The sequence below is a fragment of the Neisseria sp. Marseille-Q2251 genome (genome assembly GCF_940793045.1).
In the GTDB taxonomy this organism is placed as follows: domain Bacteria; phylum Pseudomonadota; class Gammaproteobacteria; order Burkholderiales; family Neisseriaceae; genus Neisseria.
This window is the reverse complement of the sequence record NZ_CALNWV010000001.1, coordinates 186,372-211,940: the sequence shown is the minus strand read 5'-3', so window position 1 is coordinate 211,940 and position 25,569 is coordinate 186,372. Positions and strand designations below refer to the sequence as shown.

Here is a 25,569-nt window from a genome sequence, read left to right as displayed (position 1 = left end):
TGGTGGGATTGGGTTTTCAGACTGCCTCTGAAGCAGGCCGGCAGACATTCGGGTTTTCAATTATTATTTTTTCGTACCGCCGAAAGCAGTATTGAGATTCGGATTTCGGGCGAACTCGGCGACACCGGCCAGCGCGGCGGCATCGTTGCCGTAGAAATTGCCGCGGGTCATACCGCTTACATCGTTAGCCGTAGCCCTGCCGCCGAACGAAGCGTTCGCGGTGTTGATAACGGCATTGTCGACGGTAACGCTCAGGCCGGGGCGTTTAATTGTGCCGTTCAGCCTTTTTTTAGCGAAGTCCGCCTTTAAATCACCGGTCAGCAGGGCGGTATTGGCGTCGACATAGTGATTGATGCCTTTGACCGAGTAAACGGCGGTGCCGCCGGTCGGCATTTTTGCGGTTTTGCCCGTACCGTTGTAGAACACAGAATAATTGGTTCCGGCCGTTCCCGCCGCCGCACCTGGCTGCACGTCCGCCCAATCGCCGAAATACACGTCCGCGTTGCCGACCCTGGCAAAAGACATACGGCCCAGGTTGGAATAATCGTTGGGTACCCCGCCGGGGACATATCTGTAAATCGGGCTGTACATACGGTAAAGGCGGGTAACGGTTACGCCGTTATCATCCCGGTTGACGATACCGTCAAATAACCGGCGGGTAAGCGGTAATCTGCCGATTTCGTCGAAACGGGCGAACGAAGTCGAATTTTTATGGGTGTGGTACAGCCTTTTCCCTTTATAAGTCAGTAGATTGGAATAAGTAATATGAACGGAGGCCCTGTTTCCGTACCAGCCTGACGATTCGGTTCCGAGCCTGATATAGCGCGGCTGCCTGCCGTCCGTAACCGTTGCGCCCGCTTGAGTGCCGGATACAAAAAAATGGGGCTGTGCCTGCGCGGCGGTAGCGGCAAACACAGCCACCGCTATTATCAGAAGTTCGGTGTGTTTCATAATCAACCTCTTTAATGTAGCTGAATATTTTTTGAAAATTCGTTTAAAGGTCGTCTGAAACCGAATCGGGCGAAAGCGGGGCTTCCGCTCGACGGATAATTATCGTTTTCCAATCAGCCTGCTTTAGCGTCTGGTGCCGCCGAAGGCAGTATTGAGTTTAGGATTATTAAAATCGGCTACCCCTGCCAGCGCGGCGGCATTGTTGCCGTAGAAATGGCCTTGGGTTCTGCCGTTGATGCTACTGTTGGCTTTGGCGGCGCCGCTAAACGAAGCCTGGGCGGTATTGATAACGGCATTGTCGATTGCAACACTCAAACCTGTTTTGGTAATCGTACCGTTCAATTTCTTGGCACCGAAATCGGCGGTCAGCGTGCCGGTCATGATGGGCGAGTTCTGGTTGACGTAATTGTTGATACCTTTGACGGCATAGGTAGCCTTGCCGCTGGTCGGCATTCTGGTAGTTTTACCCGTGCCGTTGTAGAACACGGAAGTATTGGTACCGACAGTACCCGCACCTGCTCCCGCTTTCACATCCGCCCATTCGCCGAAATACACATCCAGATTGCCGACTTTGCCATAAGTCATACGGCCCAAATGAGAGTGGTCGGGCATTTTCCATATTTTGTTGTTGTAGAGCACGTTCCAAGCAGGACCACTCATATGGTACATACGGGCAACGATAACGCCATTTCTGTCCTTATTAACAATGCCGTTGGCCAAGTGGCGGATAAATGGCCTTGTTCCGATAGAATCTACTTTGGCGAACGGAGTGGGATTGTTATTAGCTACCTTTTTCTGTTTGGATAGGGCTGCTAGACTGGGGTCAACAACATTGATAGCAGCCTTGCCTCTGTAATTGCCTTCTCCTTCTATTCCCAATTTGATATGACGGGGAAGGCGGCTGTTTGTAACCGTTGCCCCCGCTTGAGTACCCGAAACGGAAGGTAAGATTTCAGCTTGGGCGGAAGATGCGGCAAACACAGCGGCCAAGGCCATCAGAAGTTTAGCGTGTGTCATGATTAAATCTCCTAAATATGGTGTTTACAAAAGCCTTCCGAAGATTTACAAAAGGCCGTTTCAATCGGACCGGATTCGGATAAGCGGTCTTTAATGCATTCAGAAGGTAATATGAACTATACGCCTGATTACAACTAATGCAAATAAAAATAATTTTAATTATCTTCTTTGTTAAATATATTTTATCTATTAACTTTTGCGTTAATCAAATATAACTAAAGAAATAATTGTTGTAGCGGTTACATAAATATCTAATGCCAGCACGGATAAATCTGCTTTGTTTCCCCCATTCCCGTCTGCGTGGAGATGGCGCGGATTTGTTGTCGAGGTGATGACAGGTTCGGATTGCCGTTGTGCGGAAATGGCGGGGTAGTGGGAAGGGCGGTTTTGTCAAAGGGAGTAATGGATGGGTTTGAAAAGGCGGAGAAGGCCGTCTGAAAAGGAAGAGACCGTCTGAAAATCTTCCGGCTGCTTTGGCGCGGCGGTATTTTTCAGACGGCCTGACGATAGGTCAAAATTTGCCCGTAATCCCTATCCTGATCGTCCTGCCCGGTGCGGGCATGAAGGAGCGGCTGAACGGGTCCATATAGTAGCGGTTGGTCAGGTTGGTGCCCACCAGCTCGGCGGTAATGTTTTTGTTGATGCGGTAGCGCAGATAGGCATCGACGACGGCCGTGGGGGTCCAACGCATATCTTCTATGCCGTCAGTATAGCCTTTGACTTCGTCCGTAGCGGTGGCGTAATGGTCGTTAACCGCCCGCTCGAAGCCGCGCCATGAGTCTACGCGGGTTTTATAGACGTCGCTGTGCCAGTGGAAGCGGGTGCCGACATCCAGTTTGTTTTTCAGGAAACGTGCGCCCAATTCGGCATCGACCGACCAGCGCGGCTGCATCATAGATGACAGGTAACCTTTAATTTCCACTCCGCCGGGGAAACAGGTCGGCGCGCGCAGCAGCGGTTTGCTACCGCTGCTTTGAACATGCAATCTCAGTACGGCTGACTGTAATTTATCAGTGAATGCGGCACCTTCGTCGCAGACATCGTTGCGGATGGTGCGGATGAGGCCGAGGCTGCCGTACACCTTGCCGGTATCGAAGCGGGCGGACAATTCCGCGCCAGAACGTATCTGCTTGTCGAATTGTTCGAATTCAAGCTGGTCGTTGCGGTCGATAATGTTTTTGGTGGTATTGCGGAAATAGTTGATGCGGAAATCGGCCTTGCGCATTTTCGGGAACATTCCGGTCAGGTCGTGGATATAGCCGACCTCGAAATTTTTGCCGCGTTCAGGTTTCCATTGGTAGCCATAGCGGTTTACTGAGGTGGTGTTGAGCTGCGGGCTGATGGGAACACCTACGGTGCCCTCGAAAATGCTGGGAAAACGCAGGGTTTGGGTATAGCGCAGGTAGGCGCGGGCATAGTCGGTCAGATTGAAGGTTACCGAGGCGGCGGGTGCCCAGCCGCTGCCTTTCTGCTTCAGCGCATGCTGCTTCTGCGCCGAGGTCAGCGGGGTTCTGTAAGTAACGTCGCCTGCAAGTGCGCCTGAACCCTCGGCCGTAAAGTCCTGGAATTTATTTACAAAACGCGGGCTGCTGGGATCAGCCGGATTATAGGCGGGGTTCTCGACACGGGTTAGCACTTTGGGATTGTTCAATACCGGATGGTCGGCCATATTCAGATTGCCGTATTGGTCTTTAGCCCAATCGAAACGCGCTCGATTAACATACACTGGTATACCGTTAGATCCAGGACTGATTTTAGCAGATGCATCCAACATGTCTTGTGTCGGTTCGCACGTAGGAGACGACATGATGCAGGCATCGGCTTTTTGGTAGGCTTCGTAATCCTTTTTTGTTGCCACAACTTCGGCTCTATATCGAAGCCCTCTGTTTGCTTCCAATACGCCACCATTATCCAAGAAATTTTTAACGCTGTCGTCTTGCAGGGAGAAGTTGGTATAGCGCGCGCCTGCGGTCAGTGTCAGCCACGGGCGCGGCTCGAAGCGGAAATTGAAGCCGAGGTTGTATTCGCGCCGCCTGCCGTTGCGCGGGTAGGTGATAGTATCAAGAAATGAACTGGGATAGATCAAGTTTTGATCAAATTCCTTTTTGTAGCGGTTGCCATATAAATCGGCAAATTCGTTATGCGTTGCCAGTTTTTCGTTCTGAAAGTCGCCCAATACGGTCAACTCGAGATTGTCGCGCAGCTTCATGCGGTTGGAGAAATTGAAACCGTTGCGGTTGTTGGTGGCGTAGAGCGCCTGCGCCTGGCGGGTATTGAAGCGACCGTCGGTATTCGGCAGGCCTTCGTCCAAACCGGGCCTTTTGCGAAGGCCTTGAATCCAGTCGTCGGCGGCCGCATTCCATCCCACATCGGTCCAAGCAATATCGCCGGGAACGCCGCCGGAGGAATTGGTTTTGGAGCGGGTGCGGGTAGTCCACAACGAGGCGTTGAAGTCAATCCAGCGGCTGCCTTCGGGCTTCCACGAATAGTCGATATTGTAGGCGCGCTGCTTGACCCACGCCTGCGGCCATTCGGCGATTTTGTTTCGAGAATTGGCGTTTTCACCTTGTAAACCGCCGCCGCTGAGGATACGCGAGGGCATGACCTCGCCGAAGGTGGAATGCGTATGGCGCAGGCCGAGTTTGATGCTCTGTTTGTTCGGCAGGCGGAAAGTGGTTTTTCCCAGCCAGGATTCGGTTTCCAGCGAAGTATTGGCCACCTCGCCGCCTGGCGTATAGAAGAGGCCGATAATGGGAGCTTCGGGGCTGAGTTCCTTTATTCCCCGTTCGTTCAGCCTGCGGAGGTTCTCGGCATTGTCGGCAGAATAATAACCGTAACGGTGCGCGCCTTTTTTGCCTGAAAAGTAATTGCCCTTGTTGCGGTAAGCATAGGTGAGTATGGCATCGAAATTTTCCTGTTTGGTCGCGGCTGCGATGCGGTAGGCCTTGTCTTCCGAAAATTTATGCTTGCCGCCGAAGCGCGGGGTTAATCTGTCGGAATCGTCGGCATAAAACCGCCAGTATCCGCCCATTACATTTAAAGGATTTTCCAAGGTACGGTAGTCCACGTTTTCGGCATAGGTGGCTTTGCGCGGCTTGATGGAATTGTTGCTGGCCTCCGCCTTGATTTCCACGCCGTATTTCTGACCTTTGGGCACGATGTCGTCGGCTTCGAGGGTTTTCAGCGCCACCGAACCGCCGATACCGCTTTTGACCTCGCGGTTGAACGACGGGCCTTTTTCCACATACACGCTGCTGATGATATTGGGATCGACATAGTTGCGGTTGTTTGCGCCGAACATGCCGCGCCAGACGGTAATCGCCTGCTCGGTGCCGTCGATGGTAACGGGGATACGCCCCTGCCCCTGCACGCCGCGGATATTGGGGTCGAGCGCGCCGCTGTTGCGCGCTTCGCCGCTGTAGACTCCGGGCAGGCCGCTGAAGAGGTCGGACACGGTGTTGCCTTTGAAGGTTTCGACATCCTCCTTGCCTTTGTAGAGGTTGACGATTTCGCGGGTATAAACTCGGCTTTTACCGATTTCATCTTTATTGCGTGTGCCTTTGACGGTAACGGGATCGAGAATGACGGTCGGCGTATTATCGGCAGCATAAATGATGGGAGAGAAACCGATGGCGGTGATGCAGGCGGCAAGGGTGTTGACTTTGACTGGCTTCATAACGGATTCCTTGTGTGGCGGAATGTCAGACAGCGTCGTCTGAAGATTTTCAGACGACCTCGGGAAGGTTTTGCCGCAAGTCAATTGAAAGATGGGTTTAATGATTTTGATTATTATTTGTATAATTTTTGATGATTTTAACAAGCTTTTAATAATATGGAAACACTTATCCGATATATTCACATTCAACAGCTAAAATATTTTTAAAACCTATTCTATTGTTTCAACATAAAAATATTTAATTTCTATATAAATAATCCAAATAAAAAAGTCGCCTGAATATGTCTTATCAGTCAGTTAAAACACTTTCTCACAATTCAAATGGGAAAGTCCTAACCAAGCCTGTAAGGTATTTTCAGACGACCTTTTAGTTGCCTGCTTCCATTCAGTGCCTCGGCTCTTCTTTCTCCTTTTGCACAAACTGCTCAATCAGTTTGCGCTTTTCACCTATGAAGAGAATAATGACCTTCATCCATCATCTATACATACGAGGGCAGGCATGAACTCTTTTACATCATTGTTAAACCATCCTGATATTTCTTTTCTTCCGATTCCAGACAGCATCAAAGTCGATAATCCGGCAACGGGCGAAACTTTGGCGTTTGTCCGCACGATTCGTTCAGACGGCCTCAAGCCGCTGATTCAAAAGGCGGAGGCCGCACAAAAATTATGGGCGGCAAAAACCGCGTTGGAGCGCGCCGATGTGTTGTGGCGTTGGTATTTTCTGATGAAGGAAAACAAAGAAGAACTGGCGCGCATCATGACCATGGAACAGGGCAAAAGCCTGACCGAGGCGCGCGGCGAAATCGATTATGCGGCTTCGTTTGTGCGCTGGTTTGCCGAAGAGGCGCGGCGGATTGACGGCGATGTGCTGACAAGCGTGAAGGCGTCGCAAAAACTGGTCGTGTTGAAACAGCCCGTCGGCGTTACCGCTGCGATTACGCCGTGGAACTTCCCGTCCGCGATGATTGCGCGCAAGGCCGCGCCTGCTTTGGCGGTGGGCTGCGCGATGATAGTCAAACCTGCGTCGCTCACGCCCCTAAGTGCGTATGCGTTGGCTGTACTGGCCTACGAAGCGGGCGTGCCGCAGGATTTGTTGCCTGTTGTCAGTGGTCGCGCTTCGGAAATCAGCCATGAATTTGCCACGAACCCGACCGTGCGCAAAATCAGCTTTACCGGCTCGACCGAAGTCGGCGCGAAAATTTTTGCCGACAGCGCGGCAGACATTAAGAAACTCAGTTTGGAACTGGGCGGCAACGCGCCGTTTATCGTGTTTGACGATGCCGATTTGGACAAAGCCGTCGAAGGCGCGCTGGCGAGCAAGTTCCGCAACAGCGGCCAGACCTGCGTCTGCACCAACCGCGTGTACGCTCAATCCGGTATTTACGACGAATTTTGCCGCAAATTAAGTGAAAAAGTGGCTATGCTCAAATTGGGCAACGGCTTGGATGAAGGCGTGAACCAAGGGCCGCTGATTGAGGAAAAAGCGGTGGAGAAAGTCGAGCAGCACATCGCCGACGCTCTATCCAAAGGCGCAAGCTGCCTGACCGGCGGCAAACGCAGCGCGTTGGGTGGAACGTTTTTCGAACCGACCGTTTTAAGCGGCGTAACGGCGCAAATGGCAGTGGCGCGCGAAGAAACCTTCGGGCCTTTGTGTCCCGTGTTCCGCTTTGAAACCGAAGCCGAAGTCATCGCGGCCGCCAACGATACGGAATACGGTTTGGCGGCCTACCTCTTTACCTCCGACACCGCCCGCCAGTGGCGCGTCGGCGAAGCCTTGGAATACGGCATGGTCGGCATCAATACCGGCTTAATCAGCAATGAAGTAGCACCGTTCGGCGGCGTGAAACGCAGCGGGCTGGGACGCGAAGGCAGCAAATACGGTGCGGACGAATATTTGGAATTGAAATATTTGTGTATCGATGTGGCGGATTGAGTTTGGTCTCAGGAGGTCGTCTGAAAACGTAACTTCAGCAAGATAATCGCCCTATCTTCTAACTCACCCGACAACTTCAATATTGCCAGATCTAAACTCTAGACAAACAATTTTTTGAAGCCGCAATCGGCTCCGTAGTACCTACGTTTCCTGCGGCATAGAAATTGGCATAAAATTGTATTGTTAAACTTTTTCATCACCAATAAAAAAAAACCGACCTCTCAAAGGTCGGTTTTTTATTTTTCGCTGAAATACGAAATGGTGATTATGAATACGCTTCCAAATCTGCCAAAATTTGATTCAGGCTATCCTTGACTTCTTCCGCCTTTGCAGCGGGATGACCGTTTGCATCCAAAGAATCACGGCTGAAGCTGTCGACATAAGGCGCAAATGTATCTTTCAGCTTCAACAGTTTCACCACATCGGAACGGGTGTAACGATCGCCGCCGTAACCGACAACAATACCGTTCTCATGTTGCCACTGGGCAAATTGTGACGGGCTGATTTGCACCAGTTCGCACATTTCGTCCAGCGAAAAATAACGTTTTGCAGGAATAACGGGATTAGCGTTGTTTGTCATAGTAATGCTCCACCATGCCTTTGAGTTTTTGGCTGGCATGGAAAGTTACTACGCGGCGGGCGGTAATCGGTACTTCTTCGCCGGTTTTCGGATTACGGCCGGGACGTTGCGGTTTGTCGCGCAACTGAAAATTACCGAAACCGGAAATTTTGATTTCTTCGCCGCGTGCCAAAGTGCTGCGGATTTCTTCAAAAAAGAGTTCGACGATTTCTTTGGCATCGTTTTTGGTTACATTGCTGACTTTATCTACCAAAATATCGGCCAATTCGGCTTTAGTTAGTGTCATATTATTACCTTCTGTTGTAACAGGTGCAGATTATTACCAATTTCTATTTAAAATTCAAGCGAATATTTATTTTTTAGCTGCGAAGTTGCGCTCCCGCAGCAGTTGCCGCATCAATCAGTTTTCCGATAACCGGCTCGACTGTTTCATCCGTCAGCGTGTTTTCCATATCCTGCAAAATCACTTTAACTGCCATGCTTTTCATCCCTTCAGGCAGGCCCGTACCGCGATACACGTCAAATACGCTGATTTCCTGTACCAACTTATTTGCCGCGCCTTTCAAGGCGGCCAACAAATCATCATGGGTCATGGTTTCAGGCATCACAAACGCCAAATCCCTGCGCACCGGCTGGAATTTCGATACGGCCTGATAGCGCGTTTTTTCTCGTTCCAACACAGCTGCCATATCGATTTCAAATACCAGCGGCGCTTGCGGCAAGTCGTATTTTTGCAGCCATTTCGGATGCAATTCGCCGACAAAGCCGATGACCTGTCTGTCTGAAACGATATTGGCAGCGCGGCCGGGATGCAGGGCGGGATGTTCGGTTTTGACAAACTCAACTGCTTTGTTTTTCAACAGATTTTCCACATCCGCCTTGATGTCGTAAAAATCTACGTTGCGCGTTTTTTCGCCCCATTGTTCCGGCATAGCCGCGCCGTACCACAGACCGCCGATGCGTTCGTTTTGTACAAACAGGCCGTCTGAACCTTTGCTGAACACGCGGGCGATTTCAAACACGCGCACGCGGTTTTGCTTGCGGTTCAGATTGTTTTGCAGAATTTCCACCAAGCCACCGATGAGCGTGGAACGCATCACGGCATACTGCGCCGCCAGCGGGTTTTGCAGGCGGATGGGGTTCGCGTTGGCGGCAAAATCGAGTTCCCACTGCTCGTCAACGAAGGCATAGCTGACCACTTCGCGGTAGCCGCGCGCCGCCATTTCGTTATAAACGGCAAAACGCGGACGGCGGGTTTCGGGCAGCGCCAGCATTTTCAGACGACCTGATGTGTAATCGTCGGGGATATTTTCATAGCCGTAAACGCGACCGATTTCTTCAATCAAATCGGCTTCGATTTCGATGTCGAAACGGAAGCTCGGCGCGGTAACGCGGAAGCCTTCTGCGGTTTTTTCAGGTTGCAAGCCCAAGTGCTGCAAAATGGTTTCCACCTGTTCGGCGGGAATGTCCACGCCCAACACGGTTTTCAGACGACCCAAACGCAATTCGACCTGCTTCGCTTTAGGCAATTCGCCCTGCGCTTCCACCATTTCCCCTGCAGCACCGCCGCAGATTTGCAAAACCAATTCGGTAGCGCGTTCGATAGCATCAACCTGCAAACGGTAATCCACGCCGCGCTCAAAGCGGAACGACGAATCCGAGCCAAAACCGTACTGGCGCGATTTTCCGGCGATGATTTCAGGCGCAAACCAAGCCGCTTCCAGCACGATATTTTGCGTGTCGTCTGAAACCGCGCTCGCCGCGCCGCCCATCAGGCCTGCCAAACTCAACGCGCCTTTTTCATCGGCCACTACCAGCGTGTTTTCAGACAGGGAGACGGTTTTCTCGTTCAGGCATTCCAGCGTTTCACCTTCATGCGCACGGCGGATGTGCAGGCTGCCTGAAAGTTTGTCGGCATCAAAAACATGCATTGGCTGACCGATTTCCAGCATCACATAATTGCCAATATCCACCAGCGCGGAAATACTGCGTATACCGCTGCGCTCCAAACGCTGCTTCATCCAATCCGGCGTAGCGGCGCGCGCGTTCACGTTTTCAATCACGCGGCTGATAAAGCGGCCGCAATCGGCAGGCGCATCAATCTGCACGGGCTGTTTGCGGCTGCCCGTGATTGGCGCGGCATGGATTGCAGGCTGCTTAAACGCGCAACCCGTCAATGCGGACACTTCACGCGCAATACCTTTGATGCTCAAGCAGTCGGCACGGTTCGGTGTGATTTTCAGCGTGAATACCGTATCGTCCAAATCCAAATATTCACGGATGTTTGCGCCGACGGGAGCGTCTTGCGGCAGAATGTGCAGGCCGTTCACGCCGTCGTCAGGCAGACCGAGTTCGTCGGTGGAACACAACATCCCATTCGACACCACGCCCCGCATCTTGGTCGGCTTGATTTTGAAATTGCCCGGCAACACCGCACCCGGCAGCGAACACGGCACTTTGATGCCCGCTTTCACATTCGGCGCACCGCACACAATCTGCACCAACTCACCTGTACCCGCATCGACTTGGGTAACGTTCAAACGGTCGGCATCAGGATGTTTTTCAACGGATTTCACTTCGGCAATCACCACGCCTGTAAACGCAGGCGCGGCAGTCTCGGCTTCTTCCACTTCCAAGCCGGACATGGTTAACAGATGTTCCAGCTTATCGGCGGAAAGTTCGGTATCGGCTTGGGTTTTCAGCCATGAGTAGGAGAATTGCATGTTATGTTCTCAATCAACTAATTAACTTTTTTATCAGATTTTGTTTTCAGACGACCTGTTTGTTTAGGGCGCAGGCTGGTTTTTAACTTTGTTGGGGCTGTTGCTTTCAGGTAGCCTTTTCAAACCTTAAGCAATCAAAACAATAAATATTGTTACAAACTACGCTAGCAAGGCACAGCCTAAGGTGACACTCACTGTAAACGCTACACGCTCCCAGCTTTTGAACCACGGCATCAACCAACTACCGATCGCGGTGACAAAACAGGACACAGTAAATGCGGTAAATCCGTAATTCGACCACCTTATTGCACCTTCCACATCGTCGCCGGTCAGAGTTTTCAAATCGGCCAACGCCAAAGAGCGGTTTTCGCAATAGATGGACAGCAACCACAGTGCAACAGCAAACGCATAGCAAACGAATGGGGTAACATAGCGTTTCATGATTCAGCTTTCTGCGGTGCAGGCTGCTTTTGCATTCAAGCAGCCTGCACAATCATTTCGCAAACTGCTTCAAAAAGTTCAAATCGTTATCAAAAAACAGTCGCAGATCGTTCACGTTGTAACGCAACATAGCAAAACGATCGAGACCGATACCAAAGGCGAAACCAGTGTATTTCTCGGGATCGATATTCACGTTTTTCAACACGTTGGGATGCACCATGCCGCAGCCACCGACTTCCAGCCATTTGCCGTTTTCGCCCATGATGTCGATTTCGGCGGACGGTTCGGTAAACGGGAAGAAAGACGGACGGAAACGTACTTGCAAATCATCGCGTTCGAAAAAGCGGCGGATAAAATCGGTGAACACGGCTTTCAAATCGACGAAAGTTACGCCCTCTTCCACCCAAAGTCCTTCAGCTTGGTGGAACATGGGTGAGTGCGTAGCATCGCTGTCCACGCGGTAAACACGACCGGGAGCGATAATACGGATGGGAGGCTCTTTTTTATCGAGCATATAGCGGATTTGAATCGGGGAAGTGTGCGTACGTAAAACATCGCCGTTTTCAACGTAGAACGTATCCTGCATAGCGCGGGCCGGGTGGTTTGCGGGAATGTTCAGAGCTTGGAAGTTGTGGAAATCGTCTTCGATTTCCGGGCCATCTGCCACTTCAAAACCCATGCCGTGAAAGAGTTCGACCACGCGCTGCAAAGTCAGGGTTACGGGATGCAGACCGCCATTTTCCTGCGCGCGTCCGGGCAAGGTAATATCGAGTGCTTCGGCGGCAAGCTGGGCTTGCAGTTTGGCTTCGTTGAGGGCATCGCGTTTATTGTTAAAGGCCGTCTGAAACTGGTTTTTGCACTCATTGATATGCGCACCTATGGTTTTGCGCTCTTCAGGCGACATTTGACCTAAGGTTTTCAGAAGTCCGGTCAACTCGCCGGTTTTACCAAGATAACGGGCTTTGATTTGTTCTAGAGCGTTGAAGTCTTGCGCGGCTTCTACTGCGGCAATGCCTTCTGCAACGATACGGTTTACATTTTCCATAGTGGTTTTATCGTCTGTCGGTTGATGATGGGTCGTCTGAAACAATGAGGCCGCCTGTATGGTTTGGTGTTGCCAAACTTTTCAGACGACCTTTTATCGTTTACGGCCAATCCGTTTGATAGAATCGGCGTATTTTAGCGCAAATCAATTCAAAAAAATAGACTTTAAAGAAAGAAAATCAATCACATAGACTTTCTTCAAACAAAGAAAAAAGGAAGCCGTAGCTTCCTTTTTAAATTTTTTTGGATTACGCAGCCAAAGCAGCTTTGGCTTTCTCAACCAATTGAGCAAAAGCGGCTTTATCGAATACAGCCAAATCAGCCAATACTTTGCGGTCGATTTCGATAGAGGCGCGTTTCAGACCGTTCATGAATTTGCTGTAAGACAGACCATTTTCACGAGCACCTGCATTGATACGGACAATCCACAATTGACGGAATTGGCGTTTGCGTTGACGACGGTCACGGTATGCGTATTGACCGGCTTTCATTACCGCTTGCTTGGCAACGCGGTATACGTTTTTACGACGACCGCGGTAGCCTTTGGCTAACGCGAAGATTTTTTGGTGACGGGCACGAGCGGTTACACCGCGTTTTACGCGTGGCATATTCTAAACTCCTTAAGCGTAGGGTAACATTTTAGCAACAGAAGCCAAATCGCGATCGTTTACCATAGAGGTACCGCGCAGTTGGCGTTTGTTTTTAGTGGTCTTTTTAGTCAAGATGTGGCGTTTGAACGCATGAGCGCGTTTTACACCGCCGTTACCCAGTACTTTGAAGCGTTTTTTCGCGCTAGACTTGGTTTTCATTTTAGGCATGGGAAAACTCCATTCGTTATTAGATAAGGCATTAGGGGGTTTTAAAACATCGATTTCAAACACTTGAACCCAAAATGCCACGGTTTTTGCCGCCAATCAAAAGCTTACCCCGAAGCGGCAATCGGAGTAAGCTGGAAATTATAACTTTATTTTTTCTTTGGTGCAATCATCATCACCATTTGACGGCCTTCCATTTTAGGGAAGGATTCGATTTGGGCTACTTCCGCCAAGTCCTCTTTTACGCGCTCTAAAAGTTGCGCACCGAGTTGCTGGTGAGCCATTTCACGACCGCGGAAACGAAGCGTTACTTTGACTTTATCGCCGTCAGCCAAGAAGCGGTTGATGTTGCGCATTTTGATTTGATAATCGCCTTCATCGGTACCCGGACGGAATTTGATTTCCTTAATTTGCACCTGCTTCTGATTTTTCTTGGCTTCGTCGCGTTTCTTGGCTTGTTGGTATTTATATTTACCGTAATCCATCAGTTTGCACACGGGCGGTTTGGCAGTAGGGGAAATCTCTACCAAATCCACATCCTGCTCTTCGGCCATAGCCAAAGCTTCACGAACCGATACGACACCAAGCTGTTCGCCTGACTCACTGATTAAACGCACTTCTTTAGCGGTAATTTCGCCATTGATTCGTGCTTCGCGTTCTTGAGCGATGATGAATACTCCTATAAAAATTAATGGTTGACGAGGGCGTCTGCGATTTCTTGCTGCAGTTGTGCAATGAAATCATCCAAATCCAAAGAACCCAAGTCTTCTGCTTTGCGGCGCACGGCCACTTTGTTTTCCTGCTTCTCTTTATCGCCGACAACGATTTGATAAGGGAAGCGGTATTGGCTGTTATCACGGATTTTGTAACCGATTTTTTCGTTACGCAAATCCAGCTCTACACGGAAGCCAGCGGCTTGCAATTTAGCAGCCACTTCACGGCAGTAATCTGCTTGATTTTCGGTGATATTCATAATCACCATTTGAACCGGAGCCAACCACAACGGGAAAGAACCTGCGTGGTTTTCAATCAGAATACCGATAAATCGCTCCAAAGAACCCAAAATGGCGCGGTGCAACATTACCGGACGGGCGCGGTCATTGTTTTCGGTTACATATTCTGCATCTAAGCGTTCCGGCAATACAAAGTCCAGTTGCAGCGTACCACACTGCCAAGAACGTCCCAATGCGTCTTTGACGTGATATTCGATTTTAGGTCCGTAGAACGCACCTTCACCCGGCAACTCGTCCCATTCCACGCCGCAAGCAGTCAATGCTTCGCGCAGACCTTGTTCTGCCTTATCCCACACGTCGTCTGAACCGGCGCGCTTCTCAGGACGCAGTGAAAGCTTGACCGATACATCATGGAAACCAAATTGCTTGTAAATACGAACCAGCAATTCATTAAATGCCCGCGCTTCGCTAACGATTTGATCTTCTGTGCAGAAAATATGCGCATCGTCTTGCACAAAACCGCGAACACGCATCAATCCATGCAATGCACCACTCGGCTCGTTGCGATGGCAAGAACCAAATTCTGCCAAACGCATCGGCAAATCACGGTACGAGCGCAAGCCGTTATTGAAAATTTGAACATGTCCGGGACAGTTCATCGGTTTAACCGCGTATTCGCGCTTTTCCGAACTGGTTACGAACATATTGTCTTTGTAGTTATCCCAATGACCGGATTTTTCCCAAAAGGTTTTATCCATGATTTGGGGGGTTTTGACTTCTTTATAGCCGGCAGCATTCAGCTCTTTGCGCATATGCTGCTCAATAGTTTGCCACAAAGCCCAACCTTTGGGATGCCAAAACACCATACCCGGTGCTTCGTCTTGCAAGTGGAACAAATCCAGTTGTTTACCCAATTTTCGGTGGTCGCGTTTTTCTGCTTCTTCGATACGCTGGATATAGGCTTTTAATTCGTCTTTTGTCGCCCAAGCCGTACCGTAAATACGTTGCAGCATTTCATTATTACTGTCGCCACGCCAGTATGCACCTGCCAACTTGGTCAGCTTGAAGTTTTTCAGGAAACGGGTGTTCGGAACGTGCGGACCGCGGCACATATCGACATATTCCTGATGATGATACATACCCATTGCTTCAACTTCAGGCATATCGTCAATCAGGCGCAGCTTGTATTCTTCACCGCGATCTTGGAAAATTTTGATGGTTTCGGCACGCGGGGTCATGATTTTGATTACATCATAATCTTGTGCAATCAATTCTTTCATGCGCGCTTCGATAGCGGCAACATCTTCGGGCGTAAACGGTTTTTCCGTAGCAATATCGTAATAAAAGCCCTCTTCAATGACGGGGCCGATAACCATTTTTGCATTAGGATAAAGTTGCTTGACTGCATGGCCGACAAGGTGGGCGCAAGAGTGGCGGATGATTTCAACGCCTTCTTGGTCTTTCGGGGTAATGATTTGGACGGTTGAATCTTCAGTAATCGGATCGCACGCATCGACCAATTTGCCGTTTACCTTACCCGCCACCGTCGCCTTCGCCAAACCTGCTCCGATAGACGCGGCAATCTGTGCCACGGTAACGGGCGATTCGTATTGGCGGACTGAGCCGTCCGGCAAGGTAATGTTCAACATCAAAAAAGCTCCAAAACATTAAAAAATAACGGCATAAATGCCGTTTGGGAAATTTGGTAGGCACGATTGGATTCGAACCAACGACCCCCACCATGTCAAGGTGGTGCTCTAACCAACTGAGCTACGTGCCTGTTTAACAGGGTTCGGATTATAGACGATACTTTGACGCGATGGCAAGCATGAAAATGAGGTTTCAGACGACATTGTCGGAACATTGTGATTTTTTTGAAACATTTTCAACAGTGAACATCTCGATACGAATAAGGTCGTCTGAAATATTCAAACACCGCTATTGCGATGAAAATCCTTTATAATCGCGTTTTTACCTCAATCGTTTGACTGCACGGCGGCTTCACACGCCGTTTTCGACATTATAGATACAACCTATGCTCAAATTTACCTTACATAAAAAAGACGGCCATGCCCGACGCGGCACGTTGGAACTGAACCACGGCAAAATCGAAACGCCCGTATTTATGCCGGTCGGCACTTACGGCTCGGTCAAAGCGATGAATCCGCAAAACCTGCACGACATCAAGGCACAAATTATTTTGGGCAACACTTACCATTTATGGCTGCGCCCTGGTTTGGAAGTCATCGAGCAATTCGGCGGTCTGCACGAATTTATCGGCTGGGACAAACCCATTCTGACCGACTCAGGCGGTTTTCAGGTTTTCTCGCTTTCCGATATGCGCAAACTGACTGAAGAAGGCTGCACCTTCCAAAGCCCGATTAACGGTGACAGACTCTTCCTCTCGCCCGAAATCTCCATGAAAATCCAGACTGTACTCAATTCCGACATCGTGATGCAGTTGGACGAATGCACACCGGGCGAAGCAACGCACGAACAGGCGCAAAAATCCCTGCAAATGAGCCTGCGTTGGGCAGAACGAAGCAAAAAAGCCTTTGAAGACTTGAAGAACCCGAATGCCCTATTCGGCATCGTGCAAGGTGCGATGTATGAAGATTTGCGCGAAGAATCGCTGCGCGGCTTGGAACAATTCGACTTCCCCGGCCTTGCCATCGGCGGTCTGTCCGTCGGCGAACCCAAACCCGAAATGTACCGCATGCTGCGCGCCGTCGGACCGATGCTGCCCGAACACAAACCGCATTACCTGATGGGCGTCGGCACACCCGAAGACCTCGTTTACGGCGTGGCGCACGGCGTGGATATGTTCGACTGCGTCATGCCCACCCGTAATGCACGCAACGGCTGGCTGTTCACCCGTTTCGGCGATTTGAAAATCAAAAACGCCAAACACAAGCTCGACAAGCGTCCGATAGACGAAAGCTGCACCTGCTACGCCTGTCAAAACTTCAGCCGTGCCTACCTGCACCACCTGCACCGCACCGGCGAAATCTTGGGCGCGCAACTCAACACCATCCATAACCTACATTTCTACCAAGTCATCATGGCGGAAATGCGCGAAGCCATCGAGCAAGGAAAATTTGCCGACTGGCAGGCGCAATTCCATGAAAACCGCGCCTGCGGTGTGGATTGAGATTTAACCATGTTTATCGAGGTCGTCTGAAAACGTTATATTCAAGTAAACCCCGTTTTCAGACGACCTTGCTGTTATAATGCAAACATTAATTTACATTATTTGAGAGTGCGATATGTTTACCCAAGCAGCCCAAGAATTGACCACCGTCCGCGACATCCTGCGTTTCGCCGTCAGCCGTTTCAACGATGCCGGTTTGTTTTTCGGGCATGGCTCGGACAACGCGCACGACGAAGCCGCCTACCTGATCCTGCACACCCTCAACCTGCCGCTGGACACGCTGGAACCTTACCTCGATGCCAAGCTGTTGCAAAGCGAGAAAGAAGAAGTATTGTCAGTGCTGGAACGCCGCGCAGTCGAACACATCCCCGCAGCCTACCTCACCCATCAGGCATGGCAAGGCGATTTCGATTTTTATGTTGACGAACGCGTCATCGTACCGCGCTCGTTTATTTACGAACTGCTCGGCGACAGCCTTACCCCTTGGATAGAGCATCCCGAATTGGTTCACCGCGCATTGGACTTGTGTACCGGCAGCGGCTGCCTCGCCGTCCAAATGGCACACCACTACCCTGCCGCTGAAATCGACGCCGTCGATTTGAGTTTGGATGCGCTGGAAGTAGCCGCCATCAACGTTGAAGATTATGGTTTGGAAGAGCGTATCAACTTGATTCATACCGATTTGTTCGAAGGATTGGAAGGTACATACGACCTGATTGTTTCCAACCCGCCTTATGTCGATGCCGAATCGGTCGATATGTTGCCTGACGAATACCTGCACGAACCCGAACTCGCCTTGGGCAGCGGTGAAGACGGTTTGGACGCCACCCGTCAAATCCTACTGCACGCCGCCAAATACCTGAACTCCAAAGGCGTACTGTTGGTCGAAATCGGACACAACCGCGACGTATTGGAAGCCGCCTATCCCGAGCTGCCGTTCACTTGGCTGGAAACCAGCGGCGGCGACGGATTCGTATTCTTGCTGACCCGCGAGCAATTGCTGGGATTGGAGTAATCTCTTGCCGATTTTGATACGGTCGAAAATCTTCTGCATATAGGTTTTTGGCCGTATTTTCATGATTGCGCTCGCCCCAAACCATTATAGTGGATTAACTTTAAATCAGGACAAGGCGACGAAGCCGCAGACAGTACAGATAGTACGGAACCGATTCACTTGGTGCTTCAGCACCTTAGAGAATCGTTCTCTTTGAGCTAAGGTGCGGCAACGCCGTACTGGTTTAAAGTTAATCCACTATATTATTAACGTTGAACATATCTGTTTAATCTGTTTTCAGACGACCTCCCTATACACAAATTCAATATTCCAATCGGAACCATTTCTTATATTTATTGTCTGTATTTCAATAAGCATTCATAAAAATATTATATTTAACCCGCATGACCTGATGGATTATAATGACGAATAACAGCCGGAATATGCTTTATTCAAATATTATCGACTTGACGACTCAACTAAATACCTATTATTTACACCTCCGCCACATCGGAACAATCAGACAATGAACCACTTTTGGACAAACAGCCTGACCGCCTGCATCCTGCTTGGCGCGTCGCTTCAAGCTTCGGCACAAACCCACTCCGTTTATTTCAATCAAAACGGCAAAATTACCGCCACAATGTCATCGGTAGCTTACGTCCGCCAATACACCGTCGAATCCGGCGTAGCGCAAGTGCAGGACTTTTACTATCCGTCCATGAAAAAATATTCCGACCCGTATGAAATACCGGCGGCGCAGATCAAAACCTTTGTACCCGTCCTCAACAACGGTACTTTGACGCTCTGGCATTTCAACGGGCAAAAGAAAATGATCGGCAGCTACCGCAACGGCAAGCCGAACGGCGAATGGACCAACTGGTACCCCAACGGTAAAAAATCGGCGGTCATGCCCTATCTGAACGGCTTGAGCGAAGGCGTCGGCTCACGCTATTACCGCAACGGCACGAAAGAAAGCGAAATCCAGTTCAAACACGACAAGGCAAACGGCTACTGGAAGCAATGGTATCCCAACGGCAGCCCGAAAACCGAAATGACCATGGTCAACGACAAACCGACCGAAATCATGAGTTGGGACGAAAACGGCCGCGCCCTTTCTGAAATTACCATTACCAACGGCAAACGAAACGGCGTTGTTTTAGAATGGTATGAAGACGGCTCTAAAAAATCCGAGACGGTTTACGCCAACGACCAAGTGGTGAAAAAAACCAACTGGGACAAAGAAGGTTATGTGATTGACTAACAAAAAAGGGAAACAATACGTTTCCTTTTTTTGTTTAAACAGTCAGGTCGTCTGAAACCGACCATCCCCAACGCCGCAGAATTTACATTTAAATATCAACAGCTCCCCCTTGCTCCTTTGCAGATTTCGTTTAAAATACAACCCAAACAACAACTATTCAAATTACATAAAACTATGCGCTATTACGGTACGATTACACGCTGGAATGACAACCGCCAATTTGGAGCTATCCGCGAAGAAAGCATGGGTACAGAAGTATTCGCCCCACTTTCCGCCTTTACCACACTGACACGTCCGCCTGCCGAAGGCCAACGCGTCTCATTCGACATCGTCAAAGGCAGACGCGGACGCGACGAAGCCGAAAATATCTGCTTCTCCCTTGACTGTGTCGATGAATTCGACTTTTTCGACACTGAACCCGAACCGTATAAAAAAACCTTTTCCAAGCTCTTGCTGATTATCCCCATCATCGCCCTGCTTGCCGCCGGCGGATGGTTTGGCTGGGATTACTGGCAGAAATACCAGCAACAGGCACAAGCGGCAGCGGCCGCACCGCCGAAGACGATGGTGGAAGAAGTTGCAGCCAAAATAAAAGCCGAACGCGAAGAGTGGTTGGATGCGGTAAACAGCCGCAAAACTCAAAAACAAACAAAACCAGACAACAGCAAAGCCGCCCGCAAAAACGCCTCCAAAGAAGCAAAATAAAGGCTTCGCAGCAATCAAAGCGGTTCAGACCAACTTCATGCAAAAGGTCGTCTGAAAACCCAAATCCAAGGTTTTCAGACGACCTTTCACCTTAGCCCTGTTTCAACACCCCAAATTCTTTTAAAATACCGCCTGATTTGAATTTAACCAAGAGACCGAACTTCATGAACCTACATCAAACCGTCGAACGCGAAGCCGCCGCCGCCTTTGCCGCCGCAGGCATCGCCGACAGCCCCGTTGTCTTGCAGCCGACCAAAAATGCCGAACACGGCGATTTCCAAATCAACGGCGTGATGGGTGCGGCGAAAAAAGCCAAACAAAATCCGCGCGAATTGGCGCAAAAGGTTGCCGAAACATTGGCGGACAACGCCGTGATTGAAAGCGCGGAAGTGGCCGGCCCCGGCTTTATCAACCTGCGCCTGCGTCCTGAATTTCTCGCCCAAAATATTCATGCGGCCTTGAATGACGCGCGTTTCGGCATAGCAAAAACCGACAAACCGCAAACCGTCGTCATCGACTATTCCTCGCCCAATCTAGCTAAGGAAATGCACGTCGGCCATCTGCGCTCCAGCATCATCGGCGACAGCATTTCGCGCGTATTGGAATTTATGGGTAACACCGTCATCCGCCAAAACCACGTCGGCGACTGGGGTACGCAGTTCGGTATGTTGGTCGCTTATTTGGTCGAGCAGCAAAAAGACAATGCCGCGTTTGAACTGGCGGATTTGGAGCAGTTTTACCGCGCCGCCAAAGTGCGCTTTGACGAAGATGCCGCCTTTGCCGACACCGCGCGCGAATACGTTGTGAAGCTGCAAGGCGGCGATGAAACCGTGTTGGCGTTGTGGGAACAGTTTGTCGATATTTCGCTCTCGCACGCCCAAGCCGTTTATGACACGCTGGGCTTGAAACTGCGCCCCGAAGACGTGGCGGGCGAATCGAAATATAACGATGATTTGCAGCCCGTGGTCGATGATTTGGTTCAAAAAGGCCTGGCGGTCGAAGACGACGGCGCGAAAGTCGTGTTCTTGGACGAGTTCAAAAACAAAGAAGGCGAACCCGCCGCATTTATCGTGCAAAAACAAGGCAGAGGCTTCCTCTACGCCTCCACTGATTTGGCGTGCCTGCGCTACCGCATAGGTCGTCTGAAAGCCGACCGCCTGCTGTACGTCGTCGACCACCGCCAAGCCTTGCACTTCGAACAACTTTTCACCACTTCCCGCAAAGCAGGCTATCTGCCGGAAGATGCAAAAGCCGAGTTTATCGGCTTCGGCACCATGATGGGCAAAGACGGCAAACCGTTCAAAACGCGCAGCGGCGACACTGTAAAACTGGTTGACCTGCTGACCGAAGCCGTCGAGCGCGCCACGGCTTTGGTGAAAGAGAAAAACCCCGAATTGGGCGCGGACGAAGCGGCGAAAATCGGCAAAACCGTCGGCATCGGCGCGGTCAAATACGCCGATTTGAGCAAAAACCGCACCAGCGATTACGTGTTCGACTGGGACGCCATGCTCTCGTTTGAAGGCAACACTGCCCCCTATCTGCAATACGCCTACACCCGCGTGCAAAGCGTGTTCCGCAAAGCAGGCGAATGGGACGCGACCGAGCCAACCGTTTTGACCGAACCGCTGGAAAAACAGCTTGCCGCCGAGCTGCTGAAATTCGAAGACGTGCTGCAAAGCGTGGCGGACACGGCGTATCCACACTACCTTGCCGCCTACCTCTACCAAACCGCCACCCTGTTCAGCCGCTTCTACGAAGCCTGCCCGATACTCAAAGCCGAAGGCGCAACCCGCAACAGCCGCCTGCAACTGGCGAAGCTCACCGGCGACACGCTGAAACAAGGCTTGGATTTGCTGGGCATTGATGTGTTGGATGTGATGTAAATCATATCTTCCCGATAACAAAGGTCGTCTGAAAACCGCTTTTCAGACGACCTTTTTATCTTCTTTGCCCCTTAGGCTATACTGTCGGAAATATTTTCAATTCCGACAATTCTTTATGCCTGATTTCCTTCCCATCCCACCTGCCGAACTGTGGCAGGCAACGCTTGAACACCTCCGCCTTTCCCTGATTGCCCTGCTTTGCGCCGTCGCGCTTGCCGTGCCGCTGGCCGTATGGCTGGCAGACAAACGGCGTTGGGCGGAAGGCGTTTTGCAGGTAACCAATATCCTGCAAACCATTCCGTCCCTCGCGTTGCTCGGTTTGCTGATTCCCTTTGTCGGCATCGGTTCGCCGCCGGTTTTGATTGCGCTGACGCTCTACGCCCTGTTGCCGATTTTTCAAAACACCTATCTCGGTTTGAGCCAAATCGATCCCGCCATTAAAGAAGCGCACACCGCGTTCGGCTTGTCCCGTTGGCAGGCGTTGTGGCGCATCGAATTGCCGATGGCGCTGCCCGCCATGATTTCCGGCATCCGCACCGCGTCCGTATTGATTATCGGCACAGCGACACTCGCCGCGCTCATCGGTGCGGGCGGTTTGGGCAACCTGATTTTGCTCGGCATCGACCGTAATAACATGGCGATGACGTTTACCGGCGCGTTGCTGTCCGCCCTGCTTGCCGTACTGGTCAGCGGCGGCATCGGCATACTGCAAAAATCGAAACACAAAATGCCGATTACCGCCGCCCTGCTTGCCATCCTTATCGCCATCGGTTTGGCACCGATTTTTCAAACGAACCCATCCGCACAAAAAATCACCATCGCAGGCAAACTCGGCAGCGAACCCGACATCCTCATCAATATGTACAAACAGTTGATTGAAGAAAATAATCCGCGCGCGCAGGTGATGCTTAAACCCAATTTCGGCAAAACTTCATTCCTGTTCAACGCCTTAAACAGCGGCGAAATTGATATTTATCCCGAATTTACCGGCACCGTCCTCGAAAGTCTGGTCAAAGTTCCTGCCGAACAGCAAAACCGCCGCCTTTCCCCCGAACAGACCTACCAAACCGCCAAAGACCTGCTCGTCCGACAGCACCGGCTGACCTTTTTACCGCCGATGGCATACCAAAACACCTACGCCCTCGCCGTCAGCCAAGACTACGCCGCCGCGCACAATCTGCACAAAATATCCGACCTCAAACGCGTGCAAAACCAAATCCGCGCCGGCTTTACCCTCGAATTTACCGACCGCGCCGACGGCTACAAAGGTTTGCAACAACACGGCATACAGTTTCGCCACCTCTCGACGCTCGAACCCGCCCTGCGCTACACCGCCCTCCTAAACGGCAAAATCGACCTCGTCGAAGCCTATTCCACCGACAGCGACCTCAAACAATACCGCCTCGCCGTCCTTTCGGACGACATCGCCCTTTTCCCCTCCTACCAAGGCGCGCCGTTGATGAAAACTGAGTTTGCCGAACAGCATCCCGACGTCGTGAATGCATTGAACAAACTGGCAGGCAAAATCAGCGAAGCAGAAATGACTGAAATGAACTACCGCGTGAAAGTAGGCGGAGAAAAACCGGCGGATGTGGCGCGGGATTATTTGCAGAAAAACAGTTTGATTAACGATAAGGGCAAATGATTCAGGTCGTCTGAAAAACGGTTTTCATTTTATTGAAGCGGGTTTTCAGACGACCTCCGAGTTGCAACAAGCTACCAATTAGACTATAGTGATTTCTCGATCAACATAAACATCAAGGAAATAAACCATGAGCGGTAAATTAGACCAAATCAGCGGTAATGTAAAAGAGAAAGCCGGAGAACTCTTAGACGATCCCAAACTCCAAGCAGAAGGCGTGATCCAACAAGGCATCGGCAAAGTCAAAGAAGTTGCCGCCGACATTGAGGAAAAAGCAAGCGACGTATTGAAAAAAGGCAAAGAAGAAGCAGGACATCTGGTTGACGAGGCAAAAGAAAAAGCCGAGCACCTGATTGACGACATCAAAAGCAAGTTCTAATCCATCCTTGTCTTAAACTATGTCAAAAGGCCGTTTGAAACACGATTTCAGACGGCCTTTATTTCAGGCAGCGCAGCCACCCAAAATCGCTTGTTCCCCATCATCAGACTTTCAGACGACCCCGCCGGATAAATTGGATGAATGAATCCAATGCTTTAACGCTTTTGCCGAAACCGACTCGAAATACGCATAGTTTAATCATCGACAGGAGAAGCACCATGCCTTCCGCCAAACTCATCCAAAAACTCAAACCCGCCCTGCAAAATCAGCTTCCGCCCGAACAAGACGGCATCTTGTTGTGCCTCGATTCCGACAACGTAACGGACGAAAACGCCAAATACATGAAAATGTACAACCGCCTCGCCCGTTGGTACGATTTCGGAGAACGCTGGATAGCGCGCCTCAGATACGGCAACAGCATCAACGAAATGCGGCGCAGCCTGATGGGCGAACTGGAATGGCGGCAGGATTGCACCGCGCTCTACGTCTCCATCGGCACAGGTACCGATTTAAACCACCTGCCCGCCGACATCGACCCCGCCGCGCTGGATTTAACCGGTGCCGACCTGTCGCTCGGCATGTTGGAACGCTGCCGCAACGTATGGCAGAAAAAAGCGGCAGGCTTGGACTTGGTACACTGCAACGCTGAAGATTTACCCTTTGCCGACAATATGTTCGACGTCGTATTCCATGTGGGCGGCATCAATTTTTTCAGCGACAAGCAAAAAGCCATCAACGAAATGCTGCGCGTCGCCAAGCCCGGCACCAAAATCATGATTGCAGACGAAACCACCGACTTCATCCAACAACAATACAAAAAAAGCCTATTCACGCGGAACTACTTCCAAGACACCGATTTCGATCTGACACAAATCGAAAACTGCATCCCCGAAACCGTGCAGGAAAAGAAAACGCGGCTGCTGTGGAACAACCGCTTTTACTGCATTACCTTCCGCAAACCTGTTTGATACAGCCGCCGCATTTGCTTTTTCAGACGACCTCGAAATCTGAAAAGGTCGTCTGAAAAATAAAAAAGCAGCCTGCACTCGTTACAAAAAGTGCAGGCTGTTTTTACGCTTTCAGGTGGCCTTTCAGACGACCTTAATATAGATTCGCTTTAAAGAACTGCTCAAACTTATCAAATGGAATCTTGCCACTGGTGTTGTCATACAAATTCGTGTGGTTCACACCTGGCAGGATGTACAGCTCTTTGTTTTTGCTGCCCAGAGATTTGAATGGATTGGAGAACTGACAGTGGAAGATTATGAGGGGGGTAAAAACTATTTAAAAAAATTAGCAATATTCACTTTTAATACTATTTCAAAATAAAAATTTGTTACAATGACAGAGTAGCCATTTTAATTAAATTATAGTGGATTAAATTTAAATTAGGACAAGGCGACGAAGCCTCAGAC

General features: G+C 50.4%; 21 protein-coding genes and 1 tRNA gene. 9 read left to right on the top strand and 13 right to left on the bottom strand.

Annotated elements, in window-relative coordinates; genetic code table 11:
* Window positions 1–63 precede the first annotated feature (63 nt).
* The 3 genes from AAG834_RS01035 to AAG834_RS01025 all read right to left on the bottom strand — a co-directional run bounded on the left by AAG834_RS01035 (window position 64) and on the right by AAG834_RS01025 (window position 5,644).
* Window positions 64–951: a Slam-dependent surface lipoprotein gene (locus AAG834_RS01035; protein WP_342030985.1), complete on the bottom strand. Its 888-nt coding sequence runs from the start codon at window positions 949–951 to the stop codon at window positions 64–66.
* Between the two features lie 123 nt (window positions 952–1,074).
* Window positions 1,075–1,968: a Slam-dependent surface lipoprotein gene (locus AAG834_RS01030; protein WP_342030984.1), complete on the bottom strand. Its 894-nt coding sequence runs from the start codon at window positions 1,966–1,968 to the stop codon at window positions 1,075–1,077.
* Window positions 1,969–2,479: 511 nt separating this feature from the next.
* The gene (locus AAG834_RS01025; protein WP_342030983.1) at window positions 2,480–5,644 is read right to left on the bottom strand and encodes a TonB-dependent receptor domain-containing protein; all 3,165 of its coding nucleotides are present in this window, start codon (window positions 5,642–5,644) and stop codon (window positions 2,480–2,482) included.
* A 499-nt stretch (window positions 5,645–6,143) separates the two neighbouring features.
* Here AAG834_RS01025 and AAG834_RS01020 point away from each other — a divergent pair, with 499 nt between their 5' ends.
* Window positions 6,144–7,580, top strand: coding sequence for an NAD-dependent succinate-semialdehyde dehydrogenase (locus AAG834_RS01020; RefSeq protein ID WP_342030982.1), 1,437 nt, complete (start codon window positions 6,144–6,146; stop codon window positions 7,578–7,580).
* 265 nt (window positions 7,581–7,845) lie between these two features.
* Here the strand turns inward: AAG834_RS01020 and AAG834_RS01015 are convergent, their stop codons facing one another.
* From AAG834_RS01015 to AAG834_RS00970, 10 genes are all read right to left on the bottom strand, one after another.
* Complete coding sequence (locus AAG834_RS01015; RefSeq protein ID WP_342031014.1) at window positions 7,846–8,160, bottom strand: hypothetical protein; 315 nt, start codon at window positions 8,158–8,160, stop codon at window positions 7,846–7,848.
* Entirely contained in the window at window positions 8,144–8,446 is a 303-nt protein-coding gene (locus tag AAG834_RS01010) for an integration host factor subunit alpha (protein ID WP_003675494.1), read from the bottom strand. Before AAG834_RS01010 ends, AAG834_RS01015 begins: the two co-directional genes overlap by 17 nt.
* Before the next feature lie 73 nt (window positions 8,447–8,519).
* Entirely contained in the window at window positions 8,520–10,883 is a 2,364-nt protein-coding gene (pheT, locus tag AAG834_RS01005) for a phenylalanine--tRNA ligase subunit beta (protein WP_342030981.1), read from the bottom strand.
* A 159-nt stretch (window positions 10,884–11,042) separates the two neighbouring features.
* The gene (locus AAG834_RS01000) at window positions 11,043–11,324 is read right to left on the bottom strand and encodes a hypothetical protein (protein ID WP_342030980.1); all 282 of its coding nucleotides are present in this window, start codon (window positions 11,322–11,324) and stop codon (window positions 11,043–11,045) included.
* A 52-nt stretch (window positions 11,325–11,376) separates the two neighbouring features.
* On the bottom strand, window positions 11,377–12,369 hold the full coding sequence (pheS, locus tag AAG834_RS00995; protein ID WP_070636073.1) for a phenylalanine--tRNA ligase subunit alpha: 993 nt from the start codon (window positions 12,367–12,369) through the stop codon (window positions 11,377–11,379).
* Between the two features lie 247 nt (window positions 12,370–12,616).
* The gene (gene rplT, locus AAG834_RS00990; RefSeq protein WP_002214103.1) at window positions 12,617–12,976 is read right to left on the bottom strand and encodes a 50S ribosomal protein L20; all 360 of its coding nucleotides are present in this window, start codon (window positions 12,974–12,976) and stop codon (window positions 12,617–12,619) included.
* Between the two features lie 12 nt (window positions 12,977–12,988).
* Window positions 12,989–13,186, bottom strand: a complete 198-nt coding sequence (rpmI, locus tag AAG834_RS00985; protein WP_002232040.1) for a 50S ribosomal protein L35 — start codon at window positions 13,184–13,186, stop codon at window positions 12,989–12,991.
* A 146-nt stretch (window positions 13,187–13,332) separates the two neighbouring features.
* Window positions 13,333–13,854, bottom strand: a complete 522-nt coding sequence (gene infC, locus AAG834_RS00980) for a translation initiation factor IF-3 (RefSeq protein WP_074895063.1) — start codon at window positions 13,852–13,854, stop codon at window positions 13,333–13,335.
* Between the two features lie 17 nt (window positions 13,855–13,871).
* Window positions 13,872–15,785, bottom strand: coding sequence for a threonine--tRNA ligase (gene thrS / locus AAG834_RS00975; protein ID WP_019270265.1), 1,914 nt, complete (start codon window positions 15,783–15,785; stop codon window positions 13,872–13,874).
* Between the two features lie 54 nt (window positions 15,786–15,839).
* Window positions 15,840–15,916: transfer RNA gene (locus AAG834_RS00970), tRNA-Val, on the bottom strand.
* A 255-nt stretch (window positions 15,917–16,171) separates the two neighbouring features.
* On the opposite strand from AAG834_RS00970, the gene tgt reads away from it, so the two are divergent.
* The 8 genes from tgt (at window position 16,172) to AAG834_RS00930 (ending at window position 25,122) form a co-directional block, all read left to right on the top strand.
* Complete coding sequence (gene tgt, locus AAG834_RS00965) at window positions 16,172–17,287, top strand: tRNA guanosine(34) transglycosylase Tgt (protein WP_342030979.1); 1,116 nt, start codon at window positions 16,172–16,174, stop codon at window positions 17,285–17,287.
* A gap of 115 nt (window positions 17,288–17,402) precedes the next feature.
* Window positions 17,403–18,302 (top strand): 50S ribosomal protein L3 N(5)-glutamine methyltransferase, encoded by a 900-nt coding sequence (gene prmB, locus AAG834_RS00960; RefSeq protein ID WP_342030978.1) that lies wholly within the window; start codon window positions 17,403–17,405, stop codon window positions 18,300–18,302.
* A 505-nt stretch (window positions 18,303–18,807) separates the two neighbouring features.
* Window positions 18,808–19,545: a toxin-antitoxin system YwqK family antitoxin gene (locus AAG834_RS00955; protein ID WP_342030977.1), complete on the top strand. Its 738-nt coding sequence runs from the start codon at window positions 18,808–18,810 to the stop codon at window positions 19,543–19,545.
* Between the two features lie 30 nt (window positions 19,546–19,575).
* Window positions 19,576–20,250: a cold-shock protein gene (locus AAG834_RS00950; RefSeq protein WP_342030976.1), complete on the top strand. Its 675-nt coding sequence runs from the start codon at window positions 19,576–19,578 to the stop codon at window positions 20,248–20,250.
* Between the two features lie 164 nt (window positions 20,251–20,414).
* Window positions 20,415–22,133, top strand: a complete 1,719-nt coding sequence (gene argS, locus AAG834_RS00945; protein WP_342030975.1) for an arginine--tRNA ligase — start codon at window positions 20,415–20,417, stop codon at window positions 22,131–22,133.
* A 115-nt stretch (window positions 22,134–22,248) separates the two neighbouring features.
* Window positions 22,249–23,778, top strand: coding sequence for an ABC transporter permease/substrate-binding protein (locus AAG834_RS00940; RefSeq protein WP_342030974.1), 1,530 nt, complete (start codon window positions 22,249–22,251; stop codon window positions 23,776–23,778).
* Window positions 23,779–23,905: 127 nt separating this feature from the next.
* Window positions 23,906–24,154, top strand: coding sequence for a CsbD family protein (locus AAG834_RS00935; protein WP_101810656.1), 249 nt, complete (start codon window positions 23,906–23,908; stop codon window positions 24,152–24,154).
* Between the two features lie 218 nt (window positions 24,155–24,372).
* Window positions 24,373–25,122 carry a class I SAM-dependent methyltransferase gene (locus tag AAG834_RS00930; RefSeq protein WP_342030973.1) on the top strand — a complete coding sequence of 250 codons (750 nt, stop codon included), beginning with the start codon at window positions 24,373–24,375 and terminating at the stop codon, window positions 25,120–25,122.
* Window positions 25,123–25,569 lie beyond the last annotated feature (447 nt).